The following is a 26485-nucleotide window of genomic DNA, read 5'->3' on the forward strand; positions in this document are numbered from 1 at the left end:
CCGGTGGCGGAGGCGGCTACGCTACTCGTAGCGGTGGCCAAGGCGTACCTGGCGGATGTTGACGAGCGGGAGAACGGCCGGCGTCGCCAGCGGCTCGCCAAGTTGGGAGTTATCCGGTCCATAATCGAGTCGCTACGTGCTTTCCACTCGGCCGAGCGGCTCCTTGCGGCTGGCATTCGGGTTATGAAGAGGCATCCCCTCAGCTCCCCTAGCTTCCGTCCGGCGCGGAAGGAAGTCCGTGGCACGCTGTGTTAGAGAAAACGCCGACACTCGGCGCACCGCAGGCGCCACCCTCCGCGACGCCGGAGAGAACACTGGCGTTGGCGGGCGGACCGCGCAACACAGGCGGCTCAACGGGCCGCTCGCCTGACTCCTTCGGAAAGGTCCCCGAAATCGCACTGTAAGAAGATCGCCAGATCGACAGTGGTTGGTCGGGGGAACCGGGGCAACCACCGAGCTGTTGCACCACTGCGGGAGGCGACCGTGACCGTCGAACAGTGGAAGGGTCGGCCGTACCTGTCCGGTGTGCGCCGGGTTCGCGGGCGGGTCGTCATGGAGTACCGCGGCCCGTTGTGCGCAGAGGACGCCGATTACTACCGTGGGCGAGCGGACGACATCCGGGCTATGCGCGAGCACGACCGACGAGAAGCGCGGGCGACGGTCGCCCGTGCCGACGCCGAACTCGCCGCCGGCGCCGCGTTCGACCGGTTCGCCGGCCGGGTGTTCCGGGTGGTGATGATCCAAACCGGCCACCGGCTTCACCGGCGGCCCGAGTGGCGACGAACCCGAGGAGCTCTACCGATGATCTATTCGAAGGACCTACCCCCCGGCGCCGACGGCCCGCGATCATCCGCCCGGTGAGTGATGACCCGGCCGTTAGGAAACTGCTCGACCGGGTGCCGGCCGGGGCGACGCAGAATCAGACGCACGGGCGACACAGAAACCGACGCAGACTGGGGCGGACTCGAAACGACCGGAGCGGACGAGTTCGGATGAAATGCTTGCGGGGCAAGCATTCCGTCCGATCCCGTCCGCTCCGGGGCTGTCCAGCCCTGACAGCCTGATGACCCTATGGGGATTCGAACCCCAGTCTGAGCCTTGAGAGGGCTCCGTCCTAGGCCTCTAGACGATAGGGCCGCTCACGTCCTTCCCCGGAATTATCGCCGCGGCCGCCGCTTCGTCAAGGGCCGCGCTTGCCGCCGCGGCGCGGTTCCGCCACAACATCCGCTGACCGATCCCCACGAGCCGCACCGCGATGCCTCGCACGTTCCTCGTCACCGGCGCTACCGGGTTTGTCGGCTCGCACGTCGCCGAAGCCCTCGTGGCCCGCGGCGACCTCGTCCGCACCCTCGCCCGGGAGGGGAGCGACACTGCCATCCTGGACAGGCTCGGCGTCACCGTGGTTCGCGGCGACTTGACCGACCCCGACGCCGTGAGGCGCGCCGCCGAGGGGGCCGACGTGGTCATCCACTGCGGGGCAAAGGTCGGCGACTGGGGGCCGGTGGACGACTACCGCAAGGTGAACGTCGAGGGGTTGCGGTCGCTGCTCGACGCCACCCTGGGTCGGCCGCTCGACCGGTTCGTCGTCGTTTCGTCGCTGGGCGTCTACGAGGCCCGCCACCACTTCGGCACCGACGAGACCGAACCGCTACCCGACCACCACATCGACGGCTACACGCAGTCGAAGGTCGAGGCCGAGCGGCTGGCGTTGCAGTACTACCGCAAGCAGAAGCTGCCGGTGACGGTGCTGCGGCCTGGGTTCATCTACGGCCCGCGCGACCGCTCTGTACTGCCGCGGATCGCCGGCCGGCTGCGGGAGCGGAGCGTCATCTACATCGCCCGCGGCCGCTATGCCCTCAACACCACCTACGTCGGCAACCTCGTCGATGCCATCCTGCTGGCCGTGGACCGGCCGGAGGCCGTCGGCGAGGTCTTCAACATCACCGACGGCGAGTTCGTCAGCAAGCGGACGTTTTTCGAGACGATCGCCGACGGGATCGGGGCGAAGCGGCCGCGCGGGAGCATTCCGGTGTGGCTGGCGCGGTTCGTCGCCAACTGGCGCGAGAGCGTGTTCCGGCGGAAGAACAAGCCGCACCCGCCGCGGGCGACGCAGGCGCAGCTGAAGTTCGCGGGGCTCAACCTCGACTTCTCCATCGCCAAGGCCCGCGGCCGTCTCGGCTACGCGCCGCGGGTGTCGTTCCAGCAGGGGATGAAGGCGGCGCTCGACTGGTATCGGGAAGCGCAGAAGTGAAGAACGCCCGGGGACGGCCGTCCCCGGGCTCAGTGCAGCACTCAGCGGCGCAGGATGCCGCGGCGGGTACGGGTCGTCGTCTCGGGTTGGTCCTCGACCGTCGAGTACGCGGCCGGAATCACCACGCCGGCCGGCGTCCCGCTCGCCGGCGTGACAGCCGTCGTCGCGGTACCGGTGGCCGGCATCGCCTCCGGGGTCATCGCCACGGCCGCGCCGGTGCCGGCGTACGCCATGCCGCACCCGCCGCAACCGGTGCTCACCGGCGCCGCGGTGGCACAGGTGTCACACCCCTTGTTCTTCTTCCGCTTGCCGAACGCCTGGGCGTCGGTGGCGAACGCCAGCAGGCCGGCCACGGCCACGAACCCCGTCAGCAGCTTCCGCACGGTCATGTGATTCCTCCGAATCGGTGCTTCGTCCTGATGTCCGCTCCCGAAGGGGGAGGGCGAACCCCGAGCGAACCCGCAGCGGGAGCGGGCCGTCGGCGGATCCCCGCTCAAGCAAGCCGCGTGCCCTACCCGGAAGTGCCGATTTTCGGCCCAAATCGTGTCGAGTAACGGCGAAGATTCAGGAAGGTGGTTCGAAATTGCGCAGCGAGATGCGCAATTCGGCAACACTGATCCTATTTTAGCCAGCCCGCCAGGACTGCTCCGCCGATGGCGGAACCGAGCAACAATCGGTACGCGACGAATACAACCGTCGAGTATCGCTTCAGGAAGTGAAGCAGCCACGCCACAGCCAGGTAACCCACGACCGCCGACACGAGCGTGCCGACGAGCAGAGCCGCGGCGTCGTCGGCGGACGCGAACAGGCTCGGCGGCCCGTCGGGCTCCGGGGCGCGGAGCTTCTTGTACTCGTCGAGCAAGTCCTTGAGCCCGGCGCCGAGGATGACCGGCACCGACAGCAGGAACGAGAACCGCGCCGCCGCCGCCCGGCCGAGGCCGGCGAACAACCCCCCCGTGAGCGTCGTCCCCGAGCGCGACCCACCCGGCATGAGGGCACACGCCTGCCAGCAGCCGATCCACAGCGCGTCGAGCCACGTAAGATTGGCGTCGTTGCGATCGGGCAGGCCGCGGGCGGCGCGGCGGCGCGCCCACCACTCCGCGGCCGCGAGCAGCACCGCGAACGCCGTCGCCACCACGGCCACGGCCGGCAGGTTGAAGAACGTCTCCTTCAACTGCCGCTTGAACAGGAAGCCGACGGCCACGGCGGGGACGGTGCCCAGCACGATGAACCACGCCAGGCGCCCCTCGACGGTGGTGCCGAGGCGGCGTTCGCGCAGATCGGCCCACACCGCGGCCAGGATGCGGCGAAGGTCGATGCGGAAGTACGCGACCACGGCGACGAGCGTGCCGAGCTGGATCACCACGGTGAAGGCGTCGTCCGGGTGTGGGTGGCCGAGCAGTTGGCGGACGAGGAGAAGGTGCGCCGTGGAGCTGATGGGGAGGAACTCGGTCAGCCCCTGGACGATTCCGAGGACGACGGCGTGCCACAGCGGCATGACGGGCAGCCCGGTGGTCGGTATGATGACCGCGTGAAACGTCACACCGGCCCCGCGAGCCAAGTCATGCGACCGACCCGCATCCTCGTTTTAGCGGCCCTCGCCGTCGTCGGCGCGACGGCGTCACCCGCCCGCGCCCACGACCTGATCGCGAAGGTCACCTTCACCGCGACCGAACTGAAGGTCGTGGCCGCCTACGACGACGACACCCCGGCCGAGGAGGCGAAGGTGACGCTGTCGGTTCACAAAGGGGCCGAAGTCGCCAAGGGCGTCCTCGACGCCAAGGGCGTGTGGACGACGCCACTGCCGCCGCCGGGCAAGTACGTGATCGTCGTCCGCGACGGTGGCCACCGCGACACCAAGGAGTTCACGATCGAGGCACCCGCCCCGGCCGCCACGGAGCCGGTCGTCGAGATGACGTACGAGCGGTGGCGGATCGACAAGACGCTCGGCCTGTCGGTCGGCCTCGGTCTACTGCTCGGCGGCACTCTCCTGTACGTGCTGCTCCGCCGGCGCCGGTCCGTATCCTGAGAGGGGGAAACCCACCCGCTCCACGGACCGGACCCCATGCCGACGGACGAGCCGACCGAACAACCCTTCATCGCCTACGAGCTGCACCAGCCGGTGGACTACCCGCTGGAGGCGGCGCCCATCAACCGCGAGTGGATGGACAAGGCGCACCTGCGCTTCCCGTACCGCTGCCTGCCGCTGACCATCGCCAACCAGGCCGGTTGGGTCATCCGTAGCCCGATCGGCTTCGCCGTGTACTGGTACGGCGGGCCGAACAAGGAGGACGTGGAGGTCCGCTTCGACGGGCCGCCCGACCCGCGCGTGTGCAGCCACTTCGGCGTCGGCACCTTCACGTTCACCATCCCGTTCCTGTTCCGCACGCCCCCGGGCATCAACCTGTGGGTGAAGGGGCCGACCAACTGGATCAAGGACGGCGCGCAGCCGCTCGAAGGCGTCGTGGAGACCGACTGGCTGGCGTCGACGTTCACGATGAACTGGAAGCTGACGCGGGTGTGCGAGTGGGTGCGGTTCGAGCGCGGCGACCCGTTCTGCATGCTGGTGCCGGTGCCGCGCGGGCTGGCCGAGAGCCTGGTGCCGCGGCGCGAACGGATCGAGTCGGCGCCCGACCTGAAGGCCGAGTACGACGCCTGGCAGGCGAGCCGGAACACGTTCCTCCACGGGCTCCACACCCGCGACCCGCAGGCGGTGAAGGTGGGCTGGCAGAAGGACTACTTCCAAGGAAAACGGCAGGGCGGCGAGGGGTTCGAGGAGCACCAGACGAAGCTGGCCATCCGCGAGTTCGCCCCGGCCCCGCCGCCGGCCCCGGTTTCGCTTCCGCCCCCGACGGCGGAGGACGAGGCGGGGCCGTACTGAACCGGGAGCGACCGATGGCCAAGAAGAGGCCCGCCGCAGCCGCGCCGTCACTGTTCGACGCCGAGCCCGCGGCTTCGCGGCCGGCCGACGTGCCGGGTTTGCCTGCCGACCTGCCAGAGTCCTGGCGCGCCGTGCTGGAGCCGGAGACGCACAAGCCCTACTGGGCCGACCTGTCGCGCTTCGTCGCCGAGGAGCGCGCCGCCCACGCCGTCATGCCGCCCGCCGCCGACGTATTCAACGCCTTCAAGTTCACGCCGCTCGACGACGTCAAGCTGCTGCTGCTCGGCCAGGACCCCTACCCGACTCCGGGCGTGGCCCACGGCCTGTGCTTCTCGGTGCTGCCGGGCGTGAAGGTGCCCGCCTCGCTGAAGAACATCTACCGCGAGCTGCAAGACGACGTGGGGGCGACGCCGGTGACGCACGGCCACCTGGCGTCGTGGGCGAAGCAGGGCGTGCTGATGCTGAACGCCTGCCTGACGGTGCGCGCGAACGAGCCGAACTCGCACGCCGGGAAGGGGTGGGAAAAATTCACCGACGCCGCCATCCGCGCCGTGAACGACCGGGCCGAACCGGCAGTGTTCCTGCTGTGGGGGAGCTACGCCCAGAAGAAGGCGAAGCTGATCGACGCGGCGCGGCACACGGTCATCAAGGGCGTCCACCCGTCGCCGCTGTCGGCGTCGAGCGGGTTCTTCGGCAGCCGGCCGTTCTCGGCGGTGAATGCGGCGCTGGCGGGGCACGGCGTGGCGCCGATCGTGTGGCAGCTACCTACGTCGCCGGAATGACCAACGCCCAATGACCCACCAATGACCAAGCGGGGGAACCGCTGGGTTTCCCTGGTCATTGGTGGGTCATTCGGCATTGGTCATTCGGCACGTCGCCAACGCACACGGAACGTCGTCCCGCGAAGGGGCGCGGAGTCGATTTCGAGCGAAGCTCCGTGGTGTTCGAGCACCACCGCCACGAACGACAGCCCGAGCCCCATGCCCGCGCTGTAGCCCTCGTACAGGGCATTGTCGCGCTTCGTGCTGAAGTGCGTCGTCAGGCACTTCATCCGCACGTCGTCGGTCATGCCGATGCCGTTGTCGCGCACCTCCAGCACGGCCTCGTCGCCGTCGCGGAACGCCCGCAAACTCACCTCGCCCTTCCACGCCGCGGCGTCGAGCAGCCGCTGCTTTCGGCCGGCCGCGTCGCCGCCGCGGGCCGCCTCGCGGAGGTGGTTCCGCATCTCGAACGTGGCGTCGCGGGCGTTGAACACCAGGTTCTCGACCGCCTGCTGCAGGTGAGACAAGTCGCCCGTCACCGGCAGCGGCACGCCCGCGGGTGAGGCGGTGAGCCGCAGCTTCCACTTGTCCCAGGCCATCGCCGCCCACGTGCGCTCGGAGTCGCGCACCAGGTCGTTCAGGTCGAGCTGCGTGAGTTCGGTCTTGTTCGGGTCGCGGCGGACGGTGCGGAGGATTTGTTGCAACCGCTCGGTGACGGTGCCGAGCGTCGCCTTCACCTCCTGCAACATGCCGTGCTGCTCGCGGGGGAGGGCGTCGGCCTCCATGCACCGGGCCAGCAGGTCGTTCGGCCGCACCAGCAGGTTCTTGATGTTGTGGGCGTAGCTGCCGGCCATGATGCCGATGCTCGCGTACAACTGCGACTTCATCTCCAGCGCCGCCCGCTCGGCCTCGGCCGCGCGGCCCTCGACCTTCGCCTTGTCGAGCTCGGCCGCGAGCACCTGCCGCTCCAACTCCTCGGCCGCCTGCTTCGCTTGTACCAACTCCAGCTCGCGGTGCTCGGCGGCGAGGCGGTCCTCGTAGTCGCGGACCTCGCGGTCGCGCTCGCGGCGCAGGAACCGCACCACGAAGTACGACACCACCGCGAACCCGGCGACGAGCACGGCGACCGCCGCGAACTGCCCGACGCGCCGCTCGCGCTGCTCCTGCTCGAAGCGGTTCAGGCTGTGTGCCCGGTACTCGCAGCGGATGCGGCCGCCGCCGGCGTCGAACTCCAGCACGCGCACGCGCCCCTTGGCGTCGGCCCCCGGCCGCGGGATCGGCGAGCGCCACGCCGGGTGTGCGTCTCGGCCCGGCGGCGGGTCGCGGCCCGGCAACTCGACCGCGATCGCGTACACGTCGGGGAACAGCGGCAGCTTGCCGGCGTACTGCCGCGTCGGCTCGGCGAGTGCCGTCAGGTGGGCGTCGATCTCGTCGGCCTTCAGCCGGAGCCGCTCCGGGTCCGTCGTCTCGGCGTACTCGCGGACGAGTTCCGGCAGCGGCTTGCGGAACACGCGCGACTCGTTCAGCCACTCGCGCACGTCGGCCTCGTCCGTCTCGCGGGTCCACTCGCCGCGCGCGGCCAGTTGCCACCCGACCCAGCCGACGGGGATGAACCACAGGACGACCAGCGGCGCGAGCCGCCAGACGTAGCGGCGGACCGACGGCGGCGGGATGACGCTGCTCATGCTCGCGGGGTTCCTCACCGGACGGGCACGCTGCCGACGCGCGTCCACGTGCGCCCGTCGTCCTCGCGGCGGTACACGTCGATGGTCGCGTCGGGGCGGACGGCGCCGGGCGTGGTGTCGCCGTAGCGGAGCGTCGGCCGCACCACCACGACGTGCTCGCCGCCCAGGCTGCGGCGGTTCCCCTTGTCGTCGAAGAACTTGTCGGCCCGGCTGCGGAGGTTCGCCGCCACCTCGTCGGCGCTGCCAAGCAGGCGGGCCGGCTGACCCGCGAACGCCGCGGCGATCAGCGCCCGCGCCAGCGTGTGGTCGAGGAACACTTCCTCGGTCGAGGTCTTCGGTTGGAGCCGGTAGCCCGCGGGCGGGGACGTGTCGCCGGGGGCGTCCCAGCCGACGGGGTTGGAGTGCGTGAACAGCACCAGCGGGATCGGGATCGAGCGGGCCGGCCACGCCCATTCCGTGTCGCGGTAGAAGGTGTTCACCGACATGCCGTCGCCGGTCACAGCGACGAGTCGCTTTCCGGCCTGCGGCACCCGCTCGGCCAGCGCCAGCAGCACCCGCCGGGCCGGGGCACTGCTCCCGGTCGGCAGCACGAGGATCGACCGCTCTGTCGTATCAGCCGGCAGTTCCGACAGAATCGCCTTCACGGCCGCGGATTCGCCGGGGTTCGGGCGCGAGAAGGTGCCGACGCTGAAAGGGATGGTGAACGCCGCGTCCTTGACGATCCGCGGCGGCGCGGCCGCGCCGCCGAGAACGTCGAAGAGGTACTCGCGGAACTGGTTATACAGGTCGCCGGAGTACGGGTCGTCGGCCCACTCCAGCGGGAACACCGTGGGCCGCTTCGGGGCCGCGGGGAGGGCGAGTGTCGGGTCTTGCCGCACGAAGTCGCTGACGGCGCGGACCATCTGGCCGTTCGTAAAGCAGAACCGGAACGTGCGGCCGGGGTAGACGTCGGCCAGGTTCCGCTGCTCGCTCGCCCGCGCGAACCCGTCGGCGGCGTCGGGAAGGACGGAATCGACGGTCGCGGTGGTGATGAGAAACAGCGGCCGCGGGCCGTTCCAACTCACCTGCCGGTCGAGGGCGGAGGCGAGTTCCTGCGCCCGGTCACTGGTCGAGCCGCCGACGACGGCCAGCGGCGCCGGCCGGCGGCGCGACAGGGCTTCGACCCACGCCCCGATCGGCGCTTCGGAACTGATCTTGTACCAGCGCACGCGCAGTTGGCCGTCGTGGCCCGCGCGCGTGATCACGAGTTCGGGCACGGCCGTCGTCTGCTCGGGGAACGCGGCCGAGTCGTCCACGGTGACGCCGGAGGGGGCGCCGTTCAGCGGCATCTCGCAGCGCTTCAGCCCGATGACGAACAGCGACCACGCGTCGCCGGCGGTGGACGGGTAGAGCCACACGACTTCCTGATCGCCGCCGGGCACCGGCAGCGGCCGCGCCGCCGCCTCGGGGTCGCGCAGCCAGACGTACCAGCCCCCGGCCGCGAACGCGACCGCGCCAACGAGAACAACAAGAAACGTGAGTGCTCCGCGCCACCGGCCCATCGGGTTCCTCCGGTGGGCACTGTACCGGAAGCCGCGCGGCGGAGTCTGCGCCAGTCACCCGCGGTCGCCGTAGCGGGCCAGCGCGTCGGGGTTGAGTTCGATGCCGAGCCCCGGCCGGTCCGGCAGCGTCAGCAACCCGTCGGCGTCGGGGCGGAACGGGTTGAGGATCAGGTCATCCACGTAGGGCGACGGCGTGAGGAACTCGACGTACCGGGCCACGGGCATGGCGCAGGCGTGCTGGATGTCGGCGGCGAGGCCGACGGCCGTGTTCCACCCGTGCGGCACCCACAGCACGTTGTGGTCGTGCGCCATCCACGCGATCCGCCACGCCTCGGTGAGCCCGCCGCACTTGGTGCAGTCGGGTTGGACGATGTCCACGGCTTGCTTCTCGAACAGCGGGCGGAAGCTCTGCCGCCTCGTCAGCACCTCACCTGTGGTGATGGGCACGGGCGAGTGCCGCCTCAGTTCCGCGAAGCCGGCGATGTCGTCGGGCGGGAGTGCTTCCTCGAACCACGTCACGTCGTAGGCCGCGAGCATGTGGGCGGTACGCAGCGCCCACTTGTAGCCGTGCGGCCAGAAGGCGTCCGAGCCGCCGGCGTCTACCATCAGCTCCACGTCGGGGCCGACGGTGTCACGGGCGGTCTTAACCAGGAGTTCGTCCTTCTTGTGGTCGTGCCGGCCGAATGGCGCCCAGCCGAGTTTGAGCGCCTTGAAGCCCCGTCCGACCGCGGCAAGCAGCTTCTCCCGCAGCGGCCCCGGTTCTGCGAACAGCAGCGAGCCGTAGGGCTTGATCTTCGTGCGGTAGCAGCCGCCGAGCAGACGCGCGACGGGCTGGTTCGTGTGCTTCCCGAACAAGTCCCACAGCGCGATGTCGATGCCGCTGATGGCGTGCTCGACGCTCCCGCCGCGGCCCTGCCAGAAGGTGTGTTGTCGCAGCTTCTCGCTGACGCGCGCCGGTTCGTCGGCCCGCTCGCCGATGAGGAACGGCCGCAGCAGCTTCATCGCGGCGGCGACGAGGTCGCGGCTCGTGAACACGCTGCCGACGCCGACGTGGTCGGTGTCGGTGAGGACTTCCACGACGGTGTGGACGTTATCCTCGGGCGTCAGTTCCGCGGCCCAGCCGCCTTCGACGGTGCCGCCCTTGAGGCCGGTCAGGCGAATGTCGACGATCTTCATAGCGGGCGTTGTCCCCAAGGAAGTGGCATCGTCGGCGGCGTGCGGTGGCGGTCCTTGCGCCCGTCCTTCGGCCGGTCCTTCCACCACGTCACGAAGCGCACCAGCTGCTGCACCGCCTCCTCGTAGGCCTGCCGGCCCTTCTCGGGCGTCGCCAGTTCGGCGTCGCCCAGTACGCCGGTGTCGGAATAGCTGCTGGTCCACGACACGGTCGTGGCCGGGCCGGCGGCGAACAGGTCGACCCAGTTGAACGGGCTGTCGTCGGCGTTGAACGAGATGGTGCCGCTCTTGATGAGGTCCTTGCGGACGTTGTCGCCGTCGAGGTACAGGTACAGGCTCGTCTCCAGCTCGCAGGCGTGGGAGCAGCCGCCGGGGAACTTACTCTCGCGCCACTTCGGCAGGAACGTCTTGTCCACGGTGAGGAGATTCCACCACGCGGCGACGCAGCACTCGGCGTCCGTCTCGACGTTCGTGCGGCGGGCCGCGAGGTCGAGGTTGGGCATGTTCGAGCCGTGCCCGTTCAGCAGCACGATCTTCTTGAACCCGTGGTAGGCCAGCGACTTCGTGATGTCGAGCACCTGGTGGATGAGGTGCTCGTAGTCGGTGTTGATGGTGCCGGGGAAGTCCATGACGTGCCCGGTGTAGCCGTAGGCGACCACGGGCAACACCAGCAGCTTGTCGGGGATCTCCTTCCCGGCCCCGGTGGCGATGCCGACCGGGCACACGAGATCGACATCGAGCGGCAGGTGCGGCCCGTGTTGCTCCACGGCCCCGCACGGGACGACACACACCTTGCCCATCTCGACCGCGTCGTCGACCTCGGGCCAGGTCAGCTTCTCGTAGCGGTACTCGGTGCGGGCGCGGGACATCACGACCTCGGATCAGGGGAGTTGGCGCGGGTCCACGTCGTGGGCGACGCACGCGACGCAGTCGCCCTGTGCCACGACCGACGGCGCCCGGCACGCGACCAGCACGCCGGCCGCGTGTGCGGTCACCTCGACGGGTTCGCGGTCGGGCCGTTCCAGGAAGTGAATCGCCCCGACCGGCTGCCCCGCGGCCACGTCTTCGCCCAGCGGCACGAGGTTTTCGTAGACGCCGCTCTCGGGGGCGAAGCGGTAGTCCTCCCACGCCAGCGCCTGCACCCACCGCGCCGGCTTCGTGCGCGGCACCACCTCGCCGCGCAGCACGCCCTGCTGCACGAGCACGTTCCGCAACCCCGCCTGCGTCGCGCGATGAACCGCCACCGTGACGTTCTCGCTGCCGCCCATCTCGGTCGTGATGACAGTCTTCCCCTGCCGCTCGGCCTCCACCGGCAGCAGCCCCGTGCCCGCCACGTCGGCGTAGAGAAAGCACACGTCCGTGTTCCACGCCTCGGTGCCGGCCAGCATCGCGGCACGCTGCTGTCCTGCGGGGACGAGGTGCATGTGCGCGCACGGCACGAAGTCCATGCTGCGGCCGCCGGTGTGCATGTCGATCACGACATCGGCGAGCGGGAACAGCACCGTGGTGAGGTAGTGCGCCACCACCTCGCTCGGCGTGCCGGTCGGGCTGCCGGGGAAGCAGCGGTTGAAGTTCTTGCCGTCCAGCGGGGACAGCCGCGTCGCCGCCTTCGCCGCCGGCATCGTCAGCGTCGGGACAAGGATGACGCGGCCGCTGATCTGCTCGGGAACCAACTCACGGAGGAGCCGCATCACCGCGACCTGGCCGGGGTACTCGTCGCCGTGGTTGCCGGCGAGGACGAGCACCGTCGGCCCGGCGCCGTTCTTCACGACGGTGACCGGCAGCAGCAGGTTGGCCCAGCCGCCGAGGTTGTACGAGTACGGGACGAACAGGTTCCCCACCTGCTTCCCCGGCTTCTCGAAATCGACACTACTCCGAACGGGCGAATCGCTCACGCCAGCATCTCCTTCACCACGCGGCCGTGCACGTCGGTCAGGCGGAAGTCGCGGCCGGCGTAGCGGTACGTCAGCTTCTCGTGGTCGAAGCCGAGCAGGTGGAGCATCGTCGCGTGGAGGTCGTGGACGTGGACCGGGTTCTCGACCGCGCGGAAGCCGAACTCGTCGGTCGCGCCGACGGCGGTGCCGCCCTTCACGCCGCCGCCGGCGAGCCAGCAGGTGAAGCCGTAGTGGTTGTGGTCGCGGCCGTTCAGTGCCGGCAACTCGGCGACCGGCGTACGGCCAAACTCGCCGCCCCACAGCACGAGCGTCTCGTCGAACAGGCCGCGAGCCTTGAGGTCCGTCAGGAACGCGGCGATGGGTCGGTCCCACTGGCTCGCCAGCGTGCGGTGTGCGGCGGCGAGGCCGTCGTGGTTGTCCCACGGCTGCCCGGCCCCGCTCCACACCTGCACCACCCGCACCCCACGCTCGAGCAGCCGGCGGGCCAGGAGCAGTTGACGGCCGTGGACGGTGTCGCCGTACAGGTCGCGCGTCTTCTTCGCTTCGCGGGAGAGGTCAAAAGCGTCGGTCGCTTCGGCCTGCATCCGGTAGGCCAGCTCGAAGGTGCGGATGCGGGCTTCGAGCCGCGGGTCGGCGGGGCGATCGGCGGCGTGGCGGGCGTTCAGCGCGGCGACGAGGTCCAGCTGTTCGCGCTGCCGGGTGGGGCTCAACTCGGGGTTGCGGAGGTGGGCGATGAGCTTGTCGGCGTCGGTGCTCTGCGTGTTGAGGTAGGTGCCCTGATAAACCCCGGGGAGGAACGCCGACCGCCAGTTGTGCGTCGTCACGATCGGGTAGCCGCCGGGGCACATGACGACGAACCCGGGGAGGTTCTGGTTCTCGCTGCCGAGGCCGTACGTCACCCAGCTGCCAACGCTGGGACGCGGCGCGCGGCCGTCGCCGCTGTTCATCAGGAGCAGCGACGGCTCGTGGTTCGGCACGTCGGCGTGCATCGACCGGACGACGCACATGTCGTCGATGTGCCGGGCGGTGTGGGCGAACAACTCGCTGACGGGGAGGCCGCACCGGCCGCGCGGGGCGAAGGCGAACGGCGACTTCATCGCGGCGCCGGTCTTGCGCTCGGTGCGGAGGTTGCCCGCGGGAACCGCCCGGCCGTGGTACTGGTCGAGCATCGGCTTGGGGTCGAACGTATCGACCTGGCTCGGCCCGCCGTTCATGAACAGGTGAACGAGTCGCTTCGCCTTCGCGGGGAAGTGCGGGGCGCGCGGCGCGAGCGGGTCGAGTTGCCCGCGCGCGTCGTCGGCGAGGACGCCGGCGAGGGCGAGCGTGCCGAGGCCGGTGCCGCAGCGGGCCAGGGCTTCGCGGCGGGTGAACATGCGGCTCCCTCAGTCCACGAACGCAAACTCGTTGGTCAGCAGCAGCGCGTGCGTCAGGTCGGCCCAGCGCTCGGGGCCGCGGGCGGCGAACGCCCGCGCCAGCTCCGCCTCCGCGGCCGACGGCGGCCGGCCGTACACGATGCGGTAGAGGCGATCCACCCTCGCGGCCGGGTCCAGCCTCTGCACGTCGGGCCGCGCCGCCAGGCGCTCCGCGGCGTCTCGCGCGAATGGGCCGTTCATCAGGAAGAGCGCCTGCGGCGCGACCGTCGTCGCGGTCCGTTCGGTGACGCTCGCCGCGGGGTTCGGCACGTCGAACGTCGTGAGGAGTGTCGGGAATTCCAGGCGGTCGGTGTAGCCGTACACGGCCCGGCGGTGCGACCCGAACCGCGGCACCGGCGGGCCGCCGAGCTTGGCGTCGAGCGAACCCGACACCGCGAGCAGCGCGTCGTGCAGCGGCTCGAACTCCAGCCGCCGGCGGTTCTGCCGGGCGAGCCAGCGGTTCTCGGGATCGGCCGCCGCGTCCCCCACGCTCGACCGGCGGTACGTGTCCGACAGCATGATGAGGCGGTGGAGGCGCTTCATGCTCCACCCGCCGTCCACGAACTCGGCGGCTAACCAGTCGAGCAGTTCCGGGTTGCTCGGCGGCTCGCCGCGAAGGCCGAAGTCGCCGGGCGTGGTGACGAGGCCGGCGCCGAAGTGGTGCATCCACACGCGGTTCACGAACACCCGCGCTGTCAGCGGGTTCGACGGCGACACGATCTCGCGCGCCAGGTCGAGCCGGCCGCTGCCGGGGCCGAACGGGCGGCGCTGGGGATTCACGACCTTCGGAACCTGCCGCGGAACCTCAGCGCCCACGCGGCCCGGTTGACCTCGCTCGAAGACGCGCGGCTGGTACGGCCGCTCGGCGTCGGCCAGCGCCATCGCGCGGGGCGGCCCCTTCAGCAGCCACGTTTCGACATCGCGGAGGATCTTCTGGTACTCGCCCTGCGAGCCGCGGTCGGGGAACAGCGACAGGAAGCCCCAGTCCAGCGCCAGCGGCGCGTCGGCGGGGGAATCGGGGCCGTGTAGTACGCGGCGCAGCGCCTCCGCGTCCGGGTCTGCGTTCGGCGTCGGCGTGTCGACCGACGCAAGTAGCTTGCCGTACCGCGCGGCCGCGTCCTTCATCGACTCGGGCGCGGTCGCGAACGCCTGCTTCACGAGCTTGTTCCCGGACGGGAGCGCGGCCAGCGCCTCGGCGGCCTTGCGCGGGAAGTCGGCGTCCGGCAACTCGGCGAGGGCGTGCCACGGCTGCCACGCGGCGTCCTTGCGGCGCTTCGTGTCGGCGAGGAACTGCCGCCACCGCGTCGTCATCGCCGGGTTCAGGTCGCCGCGGTCGGCGATCAGCATGAAGTCGTCGGCCGGGGGGTGATTCCGCGCCGCGTGCGCCGCCAGCAGGTACTCGGCGGCGCGGCTGCGGCCGCCGGTCACGAGTTCAGCGTGGCGGGCGGATACGAACCGGTCGAGCGCCGCCTGCCGCAGCTTCAACTCGGCGTCGTACAGCGTGTGCTCGCCGGTCTGCGGCGCGGCCCCCAGCAGCGGGGGGACGACGGGCTCGGCGGTGCTGCGGAACACGCCGTAAAGCGAGTAGTAATCCGCCGACGGCACCGGGTCGAACTTGTGGTCGTGGCAGCGGGCGCACGTCACCGTCAGGCCCATCAGCCCGCGGGTGACCACGTCGATGCGGTCGTCGATGATGTCGTGCGTGTTGTTGACGAAGTGCCCGCCGACGGTCAGGAACCCGAGCGCCGCGCGATCGGCCGGCATGGCCAGGTCGGCCGCCAGCTGCGCCGTCACGAACCGGTCGAACGGCAGGTCGCGGTTCAGGGCGTCGATCACCCAGTCGCGGTACGTCCACGCCCAGGGGTACTCCTTCCCCTCGAAGAACACGTACCCCTTGTTGTCGGCGTACCGGGCCACGTCGAGCCAGTGCCGGCCCCACCGCTCGCCGTACCGCGGCGACGCCAGCAAGCGATCAATCAGCTTGGCGTAGGCGTCAGGGGCGGCGTCCTTCTCGAAGGCGTCCACTTCCTCCGGCGTCGGTGGCAGGCCGTGCAGGTCGAACGTGGCGCGGCGGATTAGCGCGCGGGCGGCTGCGAGCGGCGCCGGTGACAGCCCCTTGTCACGCCACTTCGCGGCGACGAAGGCGTCGATGCCGGCGCCGGCGGGGCGCGTCACCGGCCGGAACGCCCAGTGCGCCGCGGCCGCCTTCTCGATCGCGTCCGGAGCCTTCAGCACCGCCTGCGCCGGCCAGGGCAGCCCCATCTCGACCCAGCGCTCGAGCGCGAGCCGCTCGCGGTCCGGCAGTTTCTCCTTCGGCGGCATCCGCACGTCGTGGGCGTAGCGAATCGCCTTCACCAGCAGGCTGTCGGCGAGCTTCCCGGGCACGGCCGCGGGGCCGCCGTCGCCGCCCTTCAGGACGCCGTCGCGGGTGTCGAGCCGCAGCCCGCCCTTCGCCTTGTCGGCGGCGTGACACCCCAGGCAGCGCTCGACCAGGACGGGGCGGACGCTCTTCTCGAAGAACTCGTCGCCGGCCGGGTCCGCGAGCGCGGCCGGGGGCGAAACGAGCAGCACGAGGAGGGCGGCCCAGCGGGCAGGCGGCATGAACGTGGTCCGGGGCGGGAAGTGCCAACACTCTACCGCGCAGGGCCGCCCGGAACCAGCACCTTTCCCCCGGCCGCGATACCGGGTACGCTGGCGGAATCACGTCTCGCCGCGGAGTGCGTCATGACGCCCACCCTTTTGCTGCTCGTCACGCTCGCCCAGCCGGAACCGCTGCCGCCGCGGATGCCGCCGGACCGCCTCGACGGCCCGCCGGTGGTGTCAGCGAAGGCGTGGGCCGTGGCCGACGGCCGCACCGGCGCCATCCTCGCCGCCGCCGACCCGCCCGAGCCGCTGGCCATCGCCAGCACCACGAAAATCATGACCGCCTGGCTCGTCCTGAAACTGGTCGCCGCCGACCCCAAGGTGCTCGACGAGGTGGTCACGTTCTCGGCCAAGGCCGCGAACACCGGCGGCACGTCCGCCAAGATCAGGAACGGTGAGAAGGTCGCCGTTCGCGACCTGCTCTACGGCCTGATGCTGCCCTCGGGCAACGACGCGGCCCGCGCCTTCGCCGAGCACTTCGCCGGCCGCTACCCGGCCGACCCGAAGGCCGACACGAAGGCCGACCCGGATCCGGCGGCGCCGTTCGTCGCCGCCATGAACAAGGAGGCCGCGGCGCTGAAAATGACGAGCACCCGGTACCTCGACCCGCACGGCCTCGGGCTGAACCGCTCCACGCCACGCGACCTGGCCGCCCTCGCCGCCGAGGTGCTCCGCAACGAGCTGTTCCGCGCGGTCGTCGGAACGCGCCGCCACACCTGCACCGTGACCGCGCAGGACGGAACGACCCGCACCCTGGTCTGGGACAACTCGAACCGCCTGCTCGGCATCGAGGGGTACGACGGGGTGAAGACCGGCACCACCGGCGCGGCCGGGGCCTGCCTCGTGGCCAGCGGCCGCCGCGACGGCGACCACCGCATCGTGGTCGTGCTCGGGGCGCCGTCGAACGAGGCCCGGTACGTCGACGCCCGCAACCTGTTCCGGTTCGCGTGGCACCTGCCGGGGCCGCCGTAGCCGAAAGCTGAGCCCGGCCGTATGTTGCGGGGCATCACTCACGCACGGCCGTCCCTCTCCCCGGCCGACCCCAGAGGTTACGTCGTGCGGACACTCCTCGCGCTCGTGCTGCTGTCCCCCGTCGCGCTCGGCCAGGACGACGACCCCGTACCGGTCGCCCCGCCGCCGCGCCTCAAGGCCGCGGCGACCGCCAAGAAGGCGCCGCCGCGGGTGGACACCACGTTCCCGGTCGATCCGAAGCCGAAGCCGGTGTTGAAGGCCGAGCCGACGCCGGTCCCGATGCCGGCGCCGAAGACGAACCCTGTACCCGAGCCCGCCCCGAAGCCGGTGGCGAAGGCCGACCCGCCGGCGCCGAAGTCCGCACCGGTCGAGCCGAAGGCCGAGCCCAAGGCGGAAGAGAAGACCGACGCCAAGTCCGAGGCGACGGACGACAAGCCGGCTTCGACCACGCCGCCCGTCGTGAAGTTTCCCGAGCCCGCGTTCAACGACTACCAGCTGCCGTTGTACGCGCTCATGGCCGTGGGCGGGGTCGCGGTGCTGGTCGTGCTCCGCAGCTACATCTTCCCGCCGAAGGCCTGAGCCACGGCCGCCGCGAGCCGGGCGTTGGCCACAATGAGCGCCCGGTTCGCGGTCAGTGTCCGCCCCTCCGTCAGCTCCGCGAGCCGGGCCAGCACGAACGGCGTCGCCGCCGGCCCGTGCGCGTGTGCCCGGTCCGCGTCCGCAAGCGCCCGCCCGAGTGCGGCCTCGTACTCGCCCGCGGGAACCGCCACGTCCGCGGCACACGGCTGGGTCAGCAGCGCTCCACCGCCGCCGAGCCGCACGTGCGCCGCGAACGCCGCCGCGGCTTCGGCCGGCGACTCGACCCGCACCGACACCGGCAGTGCGTTCCCCTCGTCGGCGACGGTGAAGCGCGGGAACCGGTCGGTGCGGTAGCCCAGGACGGGGACGCCGAGCGTCTCCAGCAACTCGAGCGTCCGCGGCAGGTCGAGGATGCTCTTGGCCCCGGCGCAGACCACGAGCACGGGCGTCCGCGCCAGTTCGGTCAGGTCCGCGGACACGTCCCAACTCACCCCCTCGGCCGCCCGGTGCGCCCCGCCGATGCCGCCGGTGGCGAACACGCGCACCCCCGCGGCGTGGGCGAGCGCCATCGTCGCGCTCACCGTCGTCGCCGCCGTCCGCCCCAGGCCGACGGCCGCGCCCAGGTCGCGGCGGCTCGCCTTCATCACGCCGCTGGTTTGTGCCAGCTCGTCGAGTTGGGGCGAACTCAGCCCGACGGTCGGCCGGCCGTGCCAGACCGCGACGGTCGCCGGGACGGCCCCGCCGGCGCGGACGGCGGCCTCGGCCTCCCGAGCCGTGTCGCGGTTCGTTGGCCACGGCAGGCCGTGCGTGACGAGCGTCGATTCGAGCGCGACGACCGGCCGGCCCGCGGAGAGGGCGGCGGCCACCTCGTCGCTTACGGTCAGCCAGTCGGGCGGCATCGTCGCTCCGAGTCGCAGGGGCGGATCGGCCTATCATACCCGCGACCGCGGCACCCACGGGGACCGGCGATGCATTCGGTGGTGTTCGTTCAGGGCGGTGGCGTCGGCGTGGATCAGGAACTCGCCGTCCGCCGCATTCTCGACGCGGCCGGCGTGAGTGTGCAGTTCGAAGTTGTCACCGCCGGCCGGGCCGCACTGGAGCAGGGGCTCGACGCACTGCCCGAGAGCGTGTTCGCCGCCGTCCGCGCCCGCGGCGTCGCGCTCAAGACGAAGCTGCTGACGCAGAAGGGGGCCGCGCCGCCGACGAACTACAACGTCGCCTTCCGCCGGCAGCTCGGACTGCACACGTCGGTCCGCCCGGTCCGGAACTTGGGCGGCCTGGCGAGCCGGTTCCGCGGCGTGAACTTCCTCCTCGTCCGCGAGATCAGCGAAGACCTGTACACGGCCAGCGAGCACGAGCTGGTGCCGGGCGTGGTGCAGAGCTTCAAGATCGTCACGGCGGCGACCAGCCTGCGGTTCTTCCGCTTCGCCTTCGAACTGGCCCGCCGCACCGGCCGGAAGTCGGTCCACTGCATTCACAAGGCGAACATCCTGAAGATGGCCGACGGCCTGTTCCTCGACTGCTTCCGCCGCGTCGCCGCCGACTTCCCAGACATCGCGGCGAAAGACCTGATCGTGGACAACACGTGCATGCAGCTGGTGAGCCGGCCGCAGCAGTTCGAGGTGATGGCGGCCGGGAACCTGTACGGCGACCTGCTGTCGGACCTCGGCGCGGGGCTGGTCGGCGGCGTGAGTGCGACCGCGGCGGTCAATCACGGCGACGGCGTGACGGTGTACGAGGCCGTGTACGGCGCCGGTCACGAGATGGTGCCGAAGGACAAGGCCAACCCGCTGCCGCTCGTGCTGCCGGCCGTCGAGATGCTGCGCGACCTCGGCGAGGCGGTCGCGGCCGACCGGATCGTCGCGGCCGTGGAAGGCGTGTTGACGGACGGGCAGGTGCGCACCGCCGACATCGGCGGCACCGCGACCACGACGCAGTTCACCGACGCGATCGTGGCGCGGCTCCGCTGACGGCTACAGCGACACCCGGCGGTGCAGGTCGTCCACAACCCAGTGGAACGCCGTCAGGTGGATGCTCTCGACGATGCCCATGTCGTCGAGCGGCACGTGCAGGTTGTGGTGGTTGATCTCGCGGAGTTTGCCGCCGGTGAATCCGGTGCAGCCGAACGTGGTCAGGCCGTGGGCGTTGGCCCAGTCCACGGCCCGCAGGATGTTCGGGCTGTTGCCGCTGCCGCTGATCGCCACGAGCAGGTCGCCGGGGGAGGCGAGGTTCTTCAGCTGCTCGGAAAAGACGCGGTCGAAGCCCTCGTCGTTCCCCCAGGCCAGGATGTAGGGCGTGTTGTCGGTGAGGCTCAGAATCTTGAACCGCTTCTTGGCGTCGTCGTCGAAGAACTTGCGGGCGAGGGTGCCCTTGCCGATGTCCTCGCAGAAGTGGGACGCGTTGGAGCCGCTGCCGCCGTTGCCGATGACGAACACGAACCGGCCGGCCTGGTACCGCTCCCACATGAGGTCGGCGAGCTTCTGCACCTCACGGGGGTCGATGCGGCCGAGCTCGGCGGCGACCCGGGCCAGGAATTCCTTGGGGTTGAGCGTCGTGCCGAGCATGGCGGTCCTCGCGGGTCAGCGGGCGGGGAGTGCGGTCAGGCCTGAGACGCCGGCGTAACGATCCGGGTCGAGGGCGTGTAAGGCTAGTTTCTCAACCAGCGTCGCCGCGGCAACCCGCGCGTCGTCGGTCGTGAGCCGTGAGTGTGGTCGGCCGGGCGCCCGCGACTACGCGGCTTTCGGCCGGGGCTGCTTGTCGGCCGCCTGTCGGGCCGCCCGGGCGCTGAGCCACGCGAGATCCTCCTCGAGCCAGCGGACCTGCTCCTCCGTCCACACGGCCGGGTCGCTCAGCAGACCCGGGACATCTCTCTTCCTGTCGTGGTTGATCGTCACGAACGTACCGTCCGGAAGGTCGAGCGGGGTGTCGAGCACGATCTGCCCGTCCCTCACTACCCCCCTGCCAGCGAATTCTAGCGGCTCCTCAACACCCATCGCACGCCCTCCCGCGGCCCCGCGACGTTACCCAAACCCGCGCCGCCGGACTAGGCCAACCGCGGCGGGTACAATGCCCCCATGCCGCGCCACCTGATCCTCGGCACCGCCGGGCACATCGACCACGGCAAGACGACGCTCGTCCGCGCCCTCACCGGCACCGACACCGACCGCCTGCCGGAGGAAAAGGCCCGCGGCATCACCATCGACATCGGCTTCGCCCGCCTCGCCCTCGGCGACCTGGAACTCGGCGTCGTCGACGTGCCGGGGCACGAGCGGTTCGTCCGCAACATGCTCGCCGGGGCTACCGGCGTCGACATCGCCCTGCTCGTCGTCGCCGCCGACGACTCGGTCATGCCGCAGACCCGCGAGCACCTCGACATCCTGCACTTGCTCGGCGTTCGCGCCGGCGTCGTCGCCGTCACGAAAGCCGACCTCGTGGACGACACCACCCGCGAGGTCGTCACGCTGGAGGTGCGAGAACTGCTGCGCGGCACCGGCCTCGAAGCCGCGGCCGTCGTTCCGGTGTCGGCCCACACCGGGGAGGGAATCGACGCGCTGCGAGCCGCGCTCCGCGCCGCGGCGGAGGCCGTGCCGGATGGTCGCGACGGGGCGTTCCGGTTGCCGATCGACCGGGCGTTCGTCGTGCAAGGGCACGGCACCGTCGTCACCGGGTCCGTGCTCGCCGGCCGGGTGCGTGTCGGCGACGAACTCGACTGGCACACCGGCGACGGCGCCGTCGAGCGGGTTCGGGTGCGCGGCTTGAACCACCACGGCGCTGCGGTGCCGGTCGCGAGCCGCGGGCAGCGCGCGGCCGTGAATCTCGCTGGCGTGCCGCACGAGCGAGTCCGCCGCGGGCAGGAACTCGCTGCGCCCGGGGCGGTGGTACCGTCCACCGTGCTGACGGTGCGCCTGCGGGTCGCCCGTGGGTCGCCGCGCCCGCTGAAACACCGACTGCCGCTCCGCGTCCACATCGGCACGGCCGAGGTGATGGGCACCGTCTCGCTCCTCGACAGCGACCGCCTCGACCCCGGCGGCACGGGCCCGGCGCAGTTATTCCTCGACGCACCCGTCACCGCCGTGTGGGGGCAGCCGTTCGTCGTCCGCGATTCGTCGGCCGAGCACACCCTCGGCGGCGGCACGATCCTCCACCCGACCGCGCGGAAGCTCCGCCGCCGGCACCTCGTCGCCCTCGAGCGCGTCGAACGGCTCGAATCGGCAGATCCTTCCGTCCGGTTCGTCGCCGCCGCGTGGTTCGCCGGCAGCGCGGGTCTCGACCCCGCCGACCTGCCGCGGACGACCGGCGTCCCCGCCGCCGACATCGCTGCCGTGACGGAGCGGGCTACCGGCGGACTCGTCGAAGTCCTGTTGCCGCCGGCCCGCCGACTGGTGCTCGCCGCCGAGCGCGTCGCGGAGTTGGAAGCGACGGTGCTGCGCGCCCTGGGCGGACTCCACGCCGAGTTCCCGCTTCACACCAGCCACGACCGCCAGAAACTCGCCGCGTCCCTCACCGCCGCGGCCGAAGAAGCCGTGACGCAGGCCGTGATCGACCGCCTCTTCGCGGCCCGGCAACTGGTCGGCGACCGGCGGCGGGTGGCGCGGGCGGACTTCAAGCCCAAACTCTCCGCGAACCAGCGGAAGCTGAAGGACCGCATCGTGTCCGCGCACGCGGCCGCGGGCTTCGCCCCGCCGGAGCCGCGCGAGTTCGCCGGGCAGGCCGGCGGGCAAGCGGCGGCGCTGACGGACATTTACGACGTGGCCGTGGCCGAGGGGGAGTTGGTGAAGCTGGCCGCGGACCTTTACCTGCACGCGGCCGCGGCCGCGGAGTTGCGAGAAAAGGTACTGGCCCTACTTGCGGCGACGCCTGGGGCTACCGTCGCCGCGATCCGCGACGCGCTCGGCACCACGCGGAAGTACGCAGTGCCGATCTGCGAGTACCTCGACCGGATCGGCCTGACGAGGCGCGACGGCGACGTGCGCGTCCTCGCGGCCGGGCCGCGTTAGTGCGGCAGCGGAGCGGCCCCGCCGACGAGGGCGCGGACCTCCATGCACGCCTGCTTCCACCACCGGCCGACGGTGCGGATGTCGCACCCGAGGATGTCGGCGACCTCGGCCCGGGTCCGGCCGTCGTAGAAGATCAGGATCATCACCTTCTGCGGGTTCATCGAGACCCGCCCGACGGCTTCGTGGAACAGCTCCCACAGCTCGAACTCGGCGGCGGCGGCGCGGGCGGCGGGCTCGGGGATGGCGTTCGCCCCGGCCGTGCCGTCCTCCGACGTGAGGGCGTCCAGCGAGCGGAGCTGGTACGCCTGCCCGCGGGCCTTGCGAGCCAGGTCGAGGAGCTCGCGGCGGATCATCACGCCGGCCAGGAGGAAGAACTTCCCCGTGTTGTCCGGGCGGAGGCGCTGAAGCGTCCGTAGTAGCCGCACCCAGCCGACCTGCTCGACGTCCTCCGAGTCGGCCACCGGCCGCACGTTCGGGAAACTCCGGTACATCCGCCGGGCCAGCCGGTGGAACCGGCCCTGCGCCCGGCGGACGAGTTCGTTCACCGCGGCCGGGTCGCCGGCCCGGAGGCCGTCGATGCAGCGGTTCATGTGCGCGGTGTGGAACGACAGGGCGGTGTCGGACATGGACTTCACCGGGGCGGGTACGAGTCGGCGAGGTGCCGCCATCGTAACACCGCGCTGCGGCGTTACCAATTAACCCGATTTGAACGTCGCGTGAACGACCGTCCCGTCGGACGCGAACCGGACCCCGCCGTCGTGCCAGCGTACGGGACGGCGCACGTCTCCCCCGGCGACGCGGAGCAGGGCGGCCGCGAGGTTGTCCGCGGCGAGCGCCCGAAGCCCCACGTAGGACGTGGTCAGCCGCGGGTTGATTTCCACGGCCACGTCGCGCCCGTCGCCGAGGATCAGATCGACGCCGACGTACCCACACAGGCCGGGGACGCAAGCGACGGCCCGGGTGGCGAGCGAGACGGCCCGTTCGGCCAGAGCCGGCGGCAGCGGCAGTTCGCCGCCGCGGTAGTGGAAGCGGCCGTCGGCCGAGAGGATTTGCGTCGTCGGGAGGAGCGGCACGTTCCCCTCCGGACCGCAGAGGAACCCCACGCTTGCCGCGACGCCGGGGACGTACTCCTGGAGAATCATCGGCCCCGGGTACTCCTCGGCCGCGAGCGCCTGGGCCTGCACCAACTCGAACCGGTCGCGCAGCAGGAACGTGGCGGTCGAGCCACACCCGTCGCGCGGCTTCCACACCACGGGGAACGCCTCGCACGCCGTCGGGGCGCGGTCGGTCGTCGCGGGTGTGGGGACGGCTCGGGCGCGCCAGTGGTCGTGCAGGGCGAGCTTGTCGGAGGTGAGTTCCACGGCCGCGAGCGAGGGGCCGAGGAGGCGGCCGCCGGCGTCCAGCACCCGGCGGCACCGGTCGAGCAGGATGCCGTCCGATTCGGGCGCGACGACGAGCGCCCAGTCGGCGGCGGCGAACGCGGCGGCGTCGTCGGCGTCGGGCGTGACGACCGCGCAGCCCGGGAGCGCCGCGAAGTCGGCGGCGACCGCGTCCCGCATGGCGCGGCCTTCGGCGTACATCGGGTCGGTGACGAGGCCGCGGGCCGTCAGGTACTCGTAGACGACGACCTTCACAGGGCCGCGACTACGCGGCGGACCAGCCGGCGCAACTGCTTCTCGGCCTCGTTCGCCGTCGCCACGATGTCGGCCAGGCTGACCGGCTCCAGGGCGTCCGGCAGGCACTGGTCGGTGATGACCGACACGCCCATCACGCGCATTTTGGCGTGGACCGCGACGATCACCTCCGGGACGGTGGACATGCCGACCACGTCCGCGCCCAACTGGCGAAGAAACCGGTACTCCGCACGCGTCTCCAGGTTCGGCCCCGACACGGCGACGAACACGCCCTGGTGGCAGGTGATCTGCTCCTCCATCGCCAGCCGCTTGCCGAGCTTCAGCAACTCCCGGTCGTAGGCGTGGCACATGTCGGGGAAGCGCTCGCCGAGGCGGTCGTCGTTCGGGCCGATGAGCGGGTTGTCGCCGAGCAGGTTGATGTGGTCCTCGATCAGCATCAGGTCGCCCTTGTTCCACTGCGGGTTCATCCCGCCGCACGCGTTGCTGACGAGCAGCGTCTCGCACCCGAGCGCCCTCATCACCCGGACCGGGAACGTGACCTGTTGCAGCGTCCACCCCTCGTAGAAGTGGAACCGGCCTTCCATCGCCACGACCGGCTTCCCCTCCAGGGTGCCGCACACGAGCTGTCCCCTGTGCGTCGGGGCCGTCGAGCGCGGCATGTGCGGGATGCTCTCGTAGGGGAGCACGGCCTCGGCCGCGATGTCCTCGGTGAGCTTGCCGAGGCCGGTGCCGAGGATGATCCCCGCGGCGGGGGTGCGGGGCCACTTCGCCCGGACGGCGGCGGCCGCTTCCTGGATCTGGTCGTACAGCGGCGACGGGGTCATGGCGGCTCGCGGTTGACGGCGGCGTCGGCGGGGCGGTACGGTGGCGGCCCCAGCGAATCCCGGATGGTTCTATGCCCTCGTTCGGCCTCGCACATCCCCGGGGGCGGTTCCCGTTCGAGCGGCTGACCGCCGTGGCGCTGGCGCGGCTCGCCCGGTTCCCGTCCTACCGGGCGCCGCGCGCCGCCGACCTGCACGACCCGACCACCTTCCAGCCGCCCGCGGGGCCGTCCTCGGAACTGGTGCTGAGCGGGAGGGCGTTCATCGCCTCCGGCTCGACGCGGCCCGACGTGCGACTCGTTGCGGTGCAGCCGTTCGTGGGCGAACTGGCGGCGTGCCCGCACCTGCGGACGCTCCGGCGCCTCGACCTGACGGGGAACCGCATCGGCCCCGACGGGGCGCGGGCGCTGGTGGCGTCGCCGTTTTTTGGGGGGCTACGGGAACTCGTGTTGAACGGGAACGCGATTGGGTCGGAGGGGGCGGCCGCGCTGCCGGGTGCGCCGTGGCTGTCGGGGCTGGAACGGCTGGAGGTCGCAGGCAACGGGCTGACAGCAAACGACGTGATTCGCGTGCTTGATGCGGCGCCGCGGGTGACCGCGGTGGACGTGTCGGGGAACGCGGCAGATTTCGCGGAGGTGGCGCGGCGCGGGATGCGCGAGGTCGTGGCGGTCGGTTCGACGTGGGGCCGGCTTGCCGCGGGCCAGGCACAGGCAACTGGAAGCCGGCCCCACGACCGAACGGCGACTCTCGCATCTCTTGACCTCCGCCACACCCGCGTCCCGCCCCTCGGCCCGTGCCCCGCGTTGACCCACCTCAACCTCGGCTTCACCGACTGCGGCGACGCCTTCGACGCCGCTGCCTTTCCCACCCTTTGCGTGCTCGGCTTGCGCGCGTGCCGTCTCGCCCGCCCCGCGATACGGTCTGCGTCCGTCGCCGCGCTCGACCTCAGCGTCAACCCGCTCGCCGACGCCGGCGCCGCCGTCTCCCGCTGCCCGAACGTCACACACCTGAATCTCGCCAACACCGGCCTCTCCGACGCCGCACTCGCTGCCGTTCTCGCCGCGCTGCCGAAGCTTCGCGTGCTGGACCTCGCCTGGAACCCGCTCGCCGACCCCGCCCCGCTCCTCGGGCACCCGACCCTGCAGGCGCTCGACCTGACCGGCACGCGCTTCGACCGGCGCGGCTTGAGGGCACTCGCGGCGCGGTTCGGTACAATCGGCGAGTAGCCCGGTATCACCTC

Annotated in this window: 25 protein-coding genes and 1 tRNA gene; 10 read left to right on the plus strand and 16 right to left on the minus strand. The window is 71.3% G+C overall.

The features are described 5' to 3' along the window. Positions 1-483 precede the first annotated feature (483 nt). Positions 484-861, plus strand: coding sequence for a hypothetical protein (locus tag ETAA1_RS10925; protein ID WP_145237554.1), 378 nt, complete (start codon positions 484-486; stop codon positions 859-861). A 203-nt stretch (positions 862-1064) separates the two neighbouring features. Here ETAA1_RS10925 and ETAA1_RS10930 read toward each other — a convergent pair. Further along, positions 1065-1137, minus strand: a tRNA-Glu gene (locus ETAA1_RS10930). Between the two features lie 118 nt (positions 1138-1255). Between ETAA1_RS10930 and ETAA1_RS10935 the strand changes: the two genes are divergently transcribed. Next, entirely contained in the window at positions 1256-2251 is a 996-nt protein-coding gene (locus tag ETAA1_RS10935; protein ID WP_145237557.1) for an NAD-dependent epimerase/dehydratase family protein, read from the plus strand. A 41-nt stretch (positions 2252-2292) separates the two neighbouring features. Here the strand turns inward: ETAA1_RS10935 and ETAA1_RS10940 are convergent, their stop codons facing one another. Beyond that, positions 2293-2640, minus strand: a complete 348-nt coding sequence (locus ETAA1_RS10940) for a hypothetical protein (RefSeq protein WP_145237560.1) — start codon at positions 2638-2640, stop codon at positions 2293-2295. Positions 2641-2870: 230 nt separating this feature from the next. Further along, positions 2871-3794, minus strand: coding sequence for an undecaprenyl-diphosphatase UppP (uppP, locus tag ETAA1_RS10945; RefSeq protein WP_238389413.1), 924 nt, complete (start codon positions 3792-3794; stop codon positions 2871-2873). Between the two features lie 21 nt (positions 3795-3815). On the opposite strand from uppP, the gene ETAA1_RS10950 reads away from it, so the two are divergent. The 3 genes from ETAA1_RS10950 to ETAA1_RS10960 are packed head-to-tail and all read left to right on the plus strand — an operon-like array spanning position 3816 to position 5914. Next, on the plus strand, positions 3816-4280 hold the full coding sequence (locus ETAA1_RS10950) for a hypothetical protein (RefSeq protein WP_145237563.1): 465 nt from the start codon (positions 3816-3818) through the stop codon (positions 4278-4280). Positions 4281-4316: 36 nt separating this feature from the next. Beyond that, positions 4317-5132, plus strand: a complete 816-nt coding sequence (locus ETAA1_RS10955; RefSeq protein ID WP_145237565.1) for a DUF6065 family protein — start codon at positions 4317-4319, stop codon at positions 5130-5132. A 14-nt stretch (positions 5133-5146) separates the two neighbouring features. Then, positions 5147-5914: a uracil-DNA glycosylase gene (locus ETAA1_RS10960; protein WP_145237568.1), complete on the plus strand. Its 768-nt coding sequence runs from the start codon at positions 5147-5149 to the stop codon at positions 5912-5914. An 80-nt stretch (positions 5915-5994) separates the two neighbouring features. On the opposite strand, the gene ETAA1_RS10965 is transcribed toward ETAA1_RS10960, so the two are convergent. From ETAA1_RS10965 to ETAA1_RS10995, 7 genes are read right to left on the minus strand one after another with little or no spacing between them, the layout of a single operon-like run. Next, positions 5995-7578, minus strand: a complete 1584-nt coding sequence (locus ETAA1_RS10965) for a sensor histidine kinase (RefSeq protein WP_145237571.1) — start codon at positions 7576-7578, stop codon at positions 5995-5997. Positions 7579-7592: 14 nt separating this feature from the next. After that, positions 7593-9119, minus strand: a complete 1527-nt coding sequence (locus ETAA1_RS10970) for a hypothetical protein (protein ID WP_145237573.1) — start codon at positions 9117-9119, stop codon at positions 7593-7595. Positions 9120-9173: 54 nt separating this feature from the next. Further along, positions 9174-10295 carry a mandelate racemase/muconate lactonizing enzyme family protein gene (locus tag ETAA1_RS10975; RefSeq protein WP_145237577.1) on the minus strand — a complete coding sequence of 374 codons (1122 nt, stop codon included), beginning with the start codon at positions 10293-10295 and terminating at the stop codon, positions 9174-9176. Continuing rightward, positions 10292-11161, minus strand: coding sequence for a creatininase family protein (locus tag ETAA1_RS10980; RefSeq protein ID WP_145237605.1), 870 nt, complete (start codon positions 11159-11161; stop codon positions 10292-10294). The genes ETAA1_RS10975 and ETAA1_RS10980 overlap by 4 nt, the downstream gene beginning before the upstream one ends. Before the next feature lie 12 nt (positions 11162-11173). Beyond that, on the minus strand, positions 11174-12187 hold the full coding sequence (locus ETAA1_RS10985; protein WP_145237608.1) for a succinylglutamate desuccinylase/aspartoacylase family protein: 1014 nt from the start codon (positions 12185-12187) through the stop codon (positions 11174-11176). After that, a complete protein-coding gene (locus tag ETAA1_RS10990; protein WP_145237611.1) occupies positions 12184-13560 on the minus strand; it encodes a DUF1501 domain-containing protein in 1377 nt (458 codons plus the stop codon). The genes ETAA1_RS10985 and ETAA1_RS10990 overlap by 4 nt, the downstream gene beginning before the upstream one ends. 9 nt (positions 13561-13569) lie before the next feature. Continuing rightward, on the minus strand, positions 13570-16200 hold the full coding sequence (locus ETAA1_RS10995) for a PSD1 and planctomycete cytochrome C domain-containing protein (protein ID WP_145237614.1): 2631 nt from the start codon (positions 16198-16200) through the stop codon (positions 13570-13572). Between the two features lie 123 nt (positions 16201-16323). Here ETAA1_RS10995 and ETAA1_RS11000 point away from each other — a divergent pair, with 123 nt between their 5' ends. Together ETAA1_RS11000 and ETAA1_RS31805 are read left to right on the plus strand one after the other, a co-directional pair. Next, positions 16324-17214 carry a D-alanyl-D-alanine carboxypeptidase family protein gene (locus tag ETAA1_RS11000; RefSeq protein WP_145237617.1) on the plus strand — a complete coding sequence of 297 codons (891 nt, stop codon included), beginning with the start codon at positions 16324-16326 and terminating at the stop codon, positions 17212-17214. 84 nt (positions 17215-17298) lie between these two features. Then, positions 17299-17793: a hypothetical protein gene (locus ETAA1_RS31805; RefSeq protein WP_202920822.1), complete on the plus strand. Its 495-nt coding sequence runs from the start codon at positions 17299-17301 to the stop codon at positions 17791-17793. Here the strand turns inward: ETAA1_RS31805 and ETAA1_RS11010 are convergent. After that, complete coding sequence (locus tag ETAA1_RS11010; protein WP_145237620.1) at positions 17769-18692, minus strand: pseudouridine-5'-phosphate glycosidase; 924 nt, start codon at positions 18690-18692, stop codon at positions 17769-17771. The genes ETAA1_RS31805 and ETAA1_RS11010 overlap by 25 nt on opposite strands. A gap of 69 nt (positions 18693-18761) precedes the next feature. Here ETAA1_RS11010 and ETAA1_RS11015 point away from each other — a divergent pair, with 69 nt between their 5' ends. Next, entirely contained in the window at positions 18762-19763 is a 1002-nt protein-coding gene (locus ETAA1_RS11015) for an isocitrate/isopropylmalate family dehydrogenase (RefSeq protein ID WP_145237623.1), read from the plus strand. Positions 19764-19766: 3 nt separating this feature from the next. Here ETAA1_RS11015 and ETAA1_RS11020 read toward each other — a convergent pair whose 3' ends face one another. Continuing rightward, positions 19767-20357, minus strand: a complete 591-nt coding sequence (locus ETAA1_RS11020) for a D-sedoheptulose-7-phosphate isomerase (protein ID WP_145237625.1) — start codon at positions 20355-20357, stop codon at positions 19767-19769. 165 nt (positions 20358-20522) lie between these two features. Further along, on the minus strand, positions 20523-20726 hold the full coding sequence (locus ETAA1_RS11025) for a hypothetical protein (protein ID WP_145237628.1): 204 nt from the start codon (positions 20724-20726) through the stop codon (positions 20523-20525). Between the two features lie 141 nt (positions 20727-20867). Here ETAA1_RS11025 and selB point away from each other — a divergent pair, with 141 nt between their 5' ends. Beyond that, positions 20868-22790 (plus strand): selenocysteine-specific translation elongation factor, encoded by a 1923-nt coding sequence (gene selB, locus ETAA1_RS11030; protein ID WP_145237631.1) that lies wholly within the window; start codon positions 20868-20870, stop codon positions 22788-22790. Here selB and ETAA1_RS11035 read toward each other — a convergent pair. From ETAA1_RS11035 to ETAA1_RS11045, 3 genes are all read right to left on the minus strand, one after another. Continuing rightward, positions 22787-23416, minus strand: a complete 630-nt coding sequence (locus tag ETAA1_RS11035) for an RNA polymerase sigma factor (protein ID WP_202920823.1) — start codon at positions 23414-23416, stop codon at positions 22787-22789. The genes selB and ETAA1_RS11035 overlap by 4 nt on opposite strands. 69 nt (positions 23417-23485) lie before the next feature. Then, positions 23486-24424, minus strand: a complete 939-nt coding sequence (locus tag ETAA1_RS11040; protein WP_145237637.1) for an ATP-grasp domain-containing protein — start codon at positions 24422-24424, stop codon at positions 23486-23488. Next, positions 24421-25248, minus strand: coding sequence for a purine-nucleoside phosphorylase (locus tag ETAA1_RS11045; protein WP_145237640.1), 828 nt, complete (start codon positions 25246-25248; stop codon positions 24421-24423). The genes ETAA1_RS11040 and ETAA1_RS11045 overlap by 4 nt, the downstream gene beginning before the upstream one ends. Positions 25249-25319: 71 nt before the next feature. On the opposite strand from ETAA1_RS11045, the gene ETAA1_RS11050 reads away from it, so the two are divergent. Then, on the plus strand, positions 25320-26471 hold the full coding sequence (locus ETAA1_RS11050) for a leucine-rich repeat domain-containing protein (RefSeq protein WP_145237643.1): 1152 nt from the start codon (positions 25320-25322) through the stop codon (positions 26469-26471). Positions 26472-26485 lie beyond the last annotated feature (14 nt).

Source organism: Urbifossiella limnaea (assembly GCF_007747215.1).
GTDB lineage: Bacteria > Planctomycetota > Planctomycetia > Gemmatales > Gemmataceae > Urbifossiella > Urbifossiella limnaea.

What these genes read in the sequence shown, in the direction of transcription:
- ETAA1_RS10935 (WP_145237557.1), top strand. Translation starts at nt 1,256, where the DNA reads ATGCCTCGCACGTTCCTCGTCACCGGCGCTACCGGGTTTGTCGGCTCG.
- ETAA1_RS10975 (WP_145237577.1), bottom strand. Translation starts at nt 10,295, where the DNA reads ATGAAGATCGTCGACATTCGCCTGACCGGCCTCAAGGGCGGCACCGTC.
- ETAA1_RS11000 (WP_145237617.1), top strand. Translation starts at nt 16,324, where the DNA reads ATGACGCCCACCCTTTTGCTGCTCGTCACGCTCGCCCAGCCGGAACCG.
- ETAA1_RS10960 (WP_145237568.1), top strand. Translation starts at nt 5,147, where the DNA reads ATGGCCAAGAAGAGGCCCGCCGCAGCCGCGCCGTCACTGTTCGACGCC.
- ETAA1_RS11015 (WP_145237623.1), top strand. Translation starts at nt 18,762, where the DNA reads ATGCATTCGGTGGTGTTCGTTCAGGGCGGTGGCGTCGGCGTGGATCAG.
- ETAA1_RS11045 (WP_145237640.1), bottom strand. Translation starts at nt 25,248, where the DNA reads ATGACCCCGTCGCCGCTGTACGACCAGATCCAGGAAGCGGCCGCCGCC.
- ETAA1_RS10990 (WP_145237611.1), bottom strand. Translation starts at nt 13,560, where the DNA reads ATGTTCACCCGCCGCGAAGCCCTGGCCCGCTGCGGCACCGGCCTCGGC.
- ETAA1_RS10995 (WP_145237614.1), bottom strand. Translation starts at nt 16,200, where the DNA reads ATGCCGCCTGCCCGCTGGGCCGCCCTCCTCGTGCTGCTCGTTTCGCCC.
- ETAA1_RS10955 (WP_145237565.1), top strand. Translation starts at nt 4,317, where the DNA reads ATGCCGACGGACGAGCCGACCGAACAACCCTTCATCGCCTACGAGCTG.
- ETAA1_RS10980 (WP_145237605.1), bottom strand. Translation starts at nt 11,161, where the DNA reads ATGTCCCGCGCCCGCACCGAGTACCGCTACGAGAAGCTGACCTGGCCC.
- ETAA1_RS10940 (WP_145237560.1), bottom strand. Translation starts at nt 2,640, where the DNA reads ATGACCGTGCGGAAGCTGCTGACGGGGTTCGTGGCCGTGGCCGGCCTG.
- ETAA1_RS11020 (WP_145237625.1), bottom strand. Translation starts at nt 20,357, where the DNA reads ATGCTCGGCACGACGCTCAACCCCAAGGAATTCCTGGCCCGGGTCGCC.
- ETAA1_RS11050 (WP_145237643.1), top strand. Translation starts at nt 25,320, where the DNA reads ATGCCCTCGTTCGGCCTCGCACATCCCCGGGGGCGGTTCCCGTTCGAG.
- selB (WP_145237631.1), top strand. Translation starts at nt 20,868, where the DNA reads ATGCCGCGCCACCTGATCCTCGGCACCGCCGGGCACATCGACCACGGC.
- ETAA1_RS11010 (WP_145237620.1), bottom strand. Translation starts at nt 18,692, where the DNA reads ATGCCGCCCGACTGGCTGACCGTAAGCGACGAGGTGGCCGCCGCCCTC.
- ETAA1_RS10970 (WP_145237573.1), bottom strand. Translation starts at nt 9,119, where the DNA reads ATGGGCCGGTGGCGCGGAGCACTCACGTTTCTTGTTGTTCTCGTTGGC.
- ETAA1_RS11035 (WP_202920823.1), bottom strand. Translation starts at nt 23,416, where the DNA reads ATGTCCGACACCGCCCTGTCGTTCCACACCGCGCACATGAACCGCTGC.
- ETAA1_RS10950 (WP_145237563.1), top strand. Translation starts at nt 3,816, where the DNA reads ATGCGACCGACCCGCATCCTCGTTTTAGCGGCCCTCGCCGTCGTCGGC.
- ETAA1_RS10965 (WP_145237571.1), bottom strand. Translation starts at nt 7,578, where the DNA reads ATGAGCAGCGTCATCCCGCCGCCGTCGGTCCGCCGCTACGTCTGGCGG.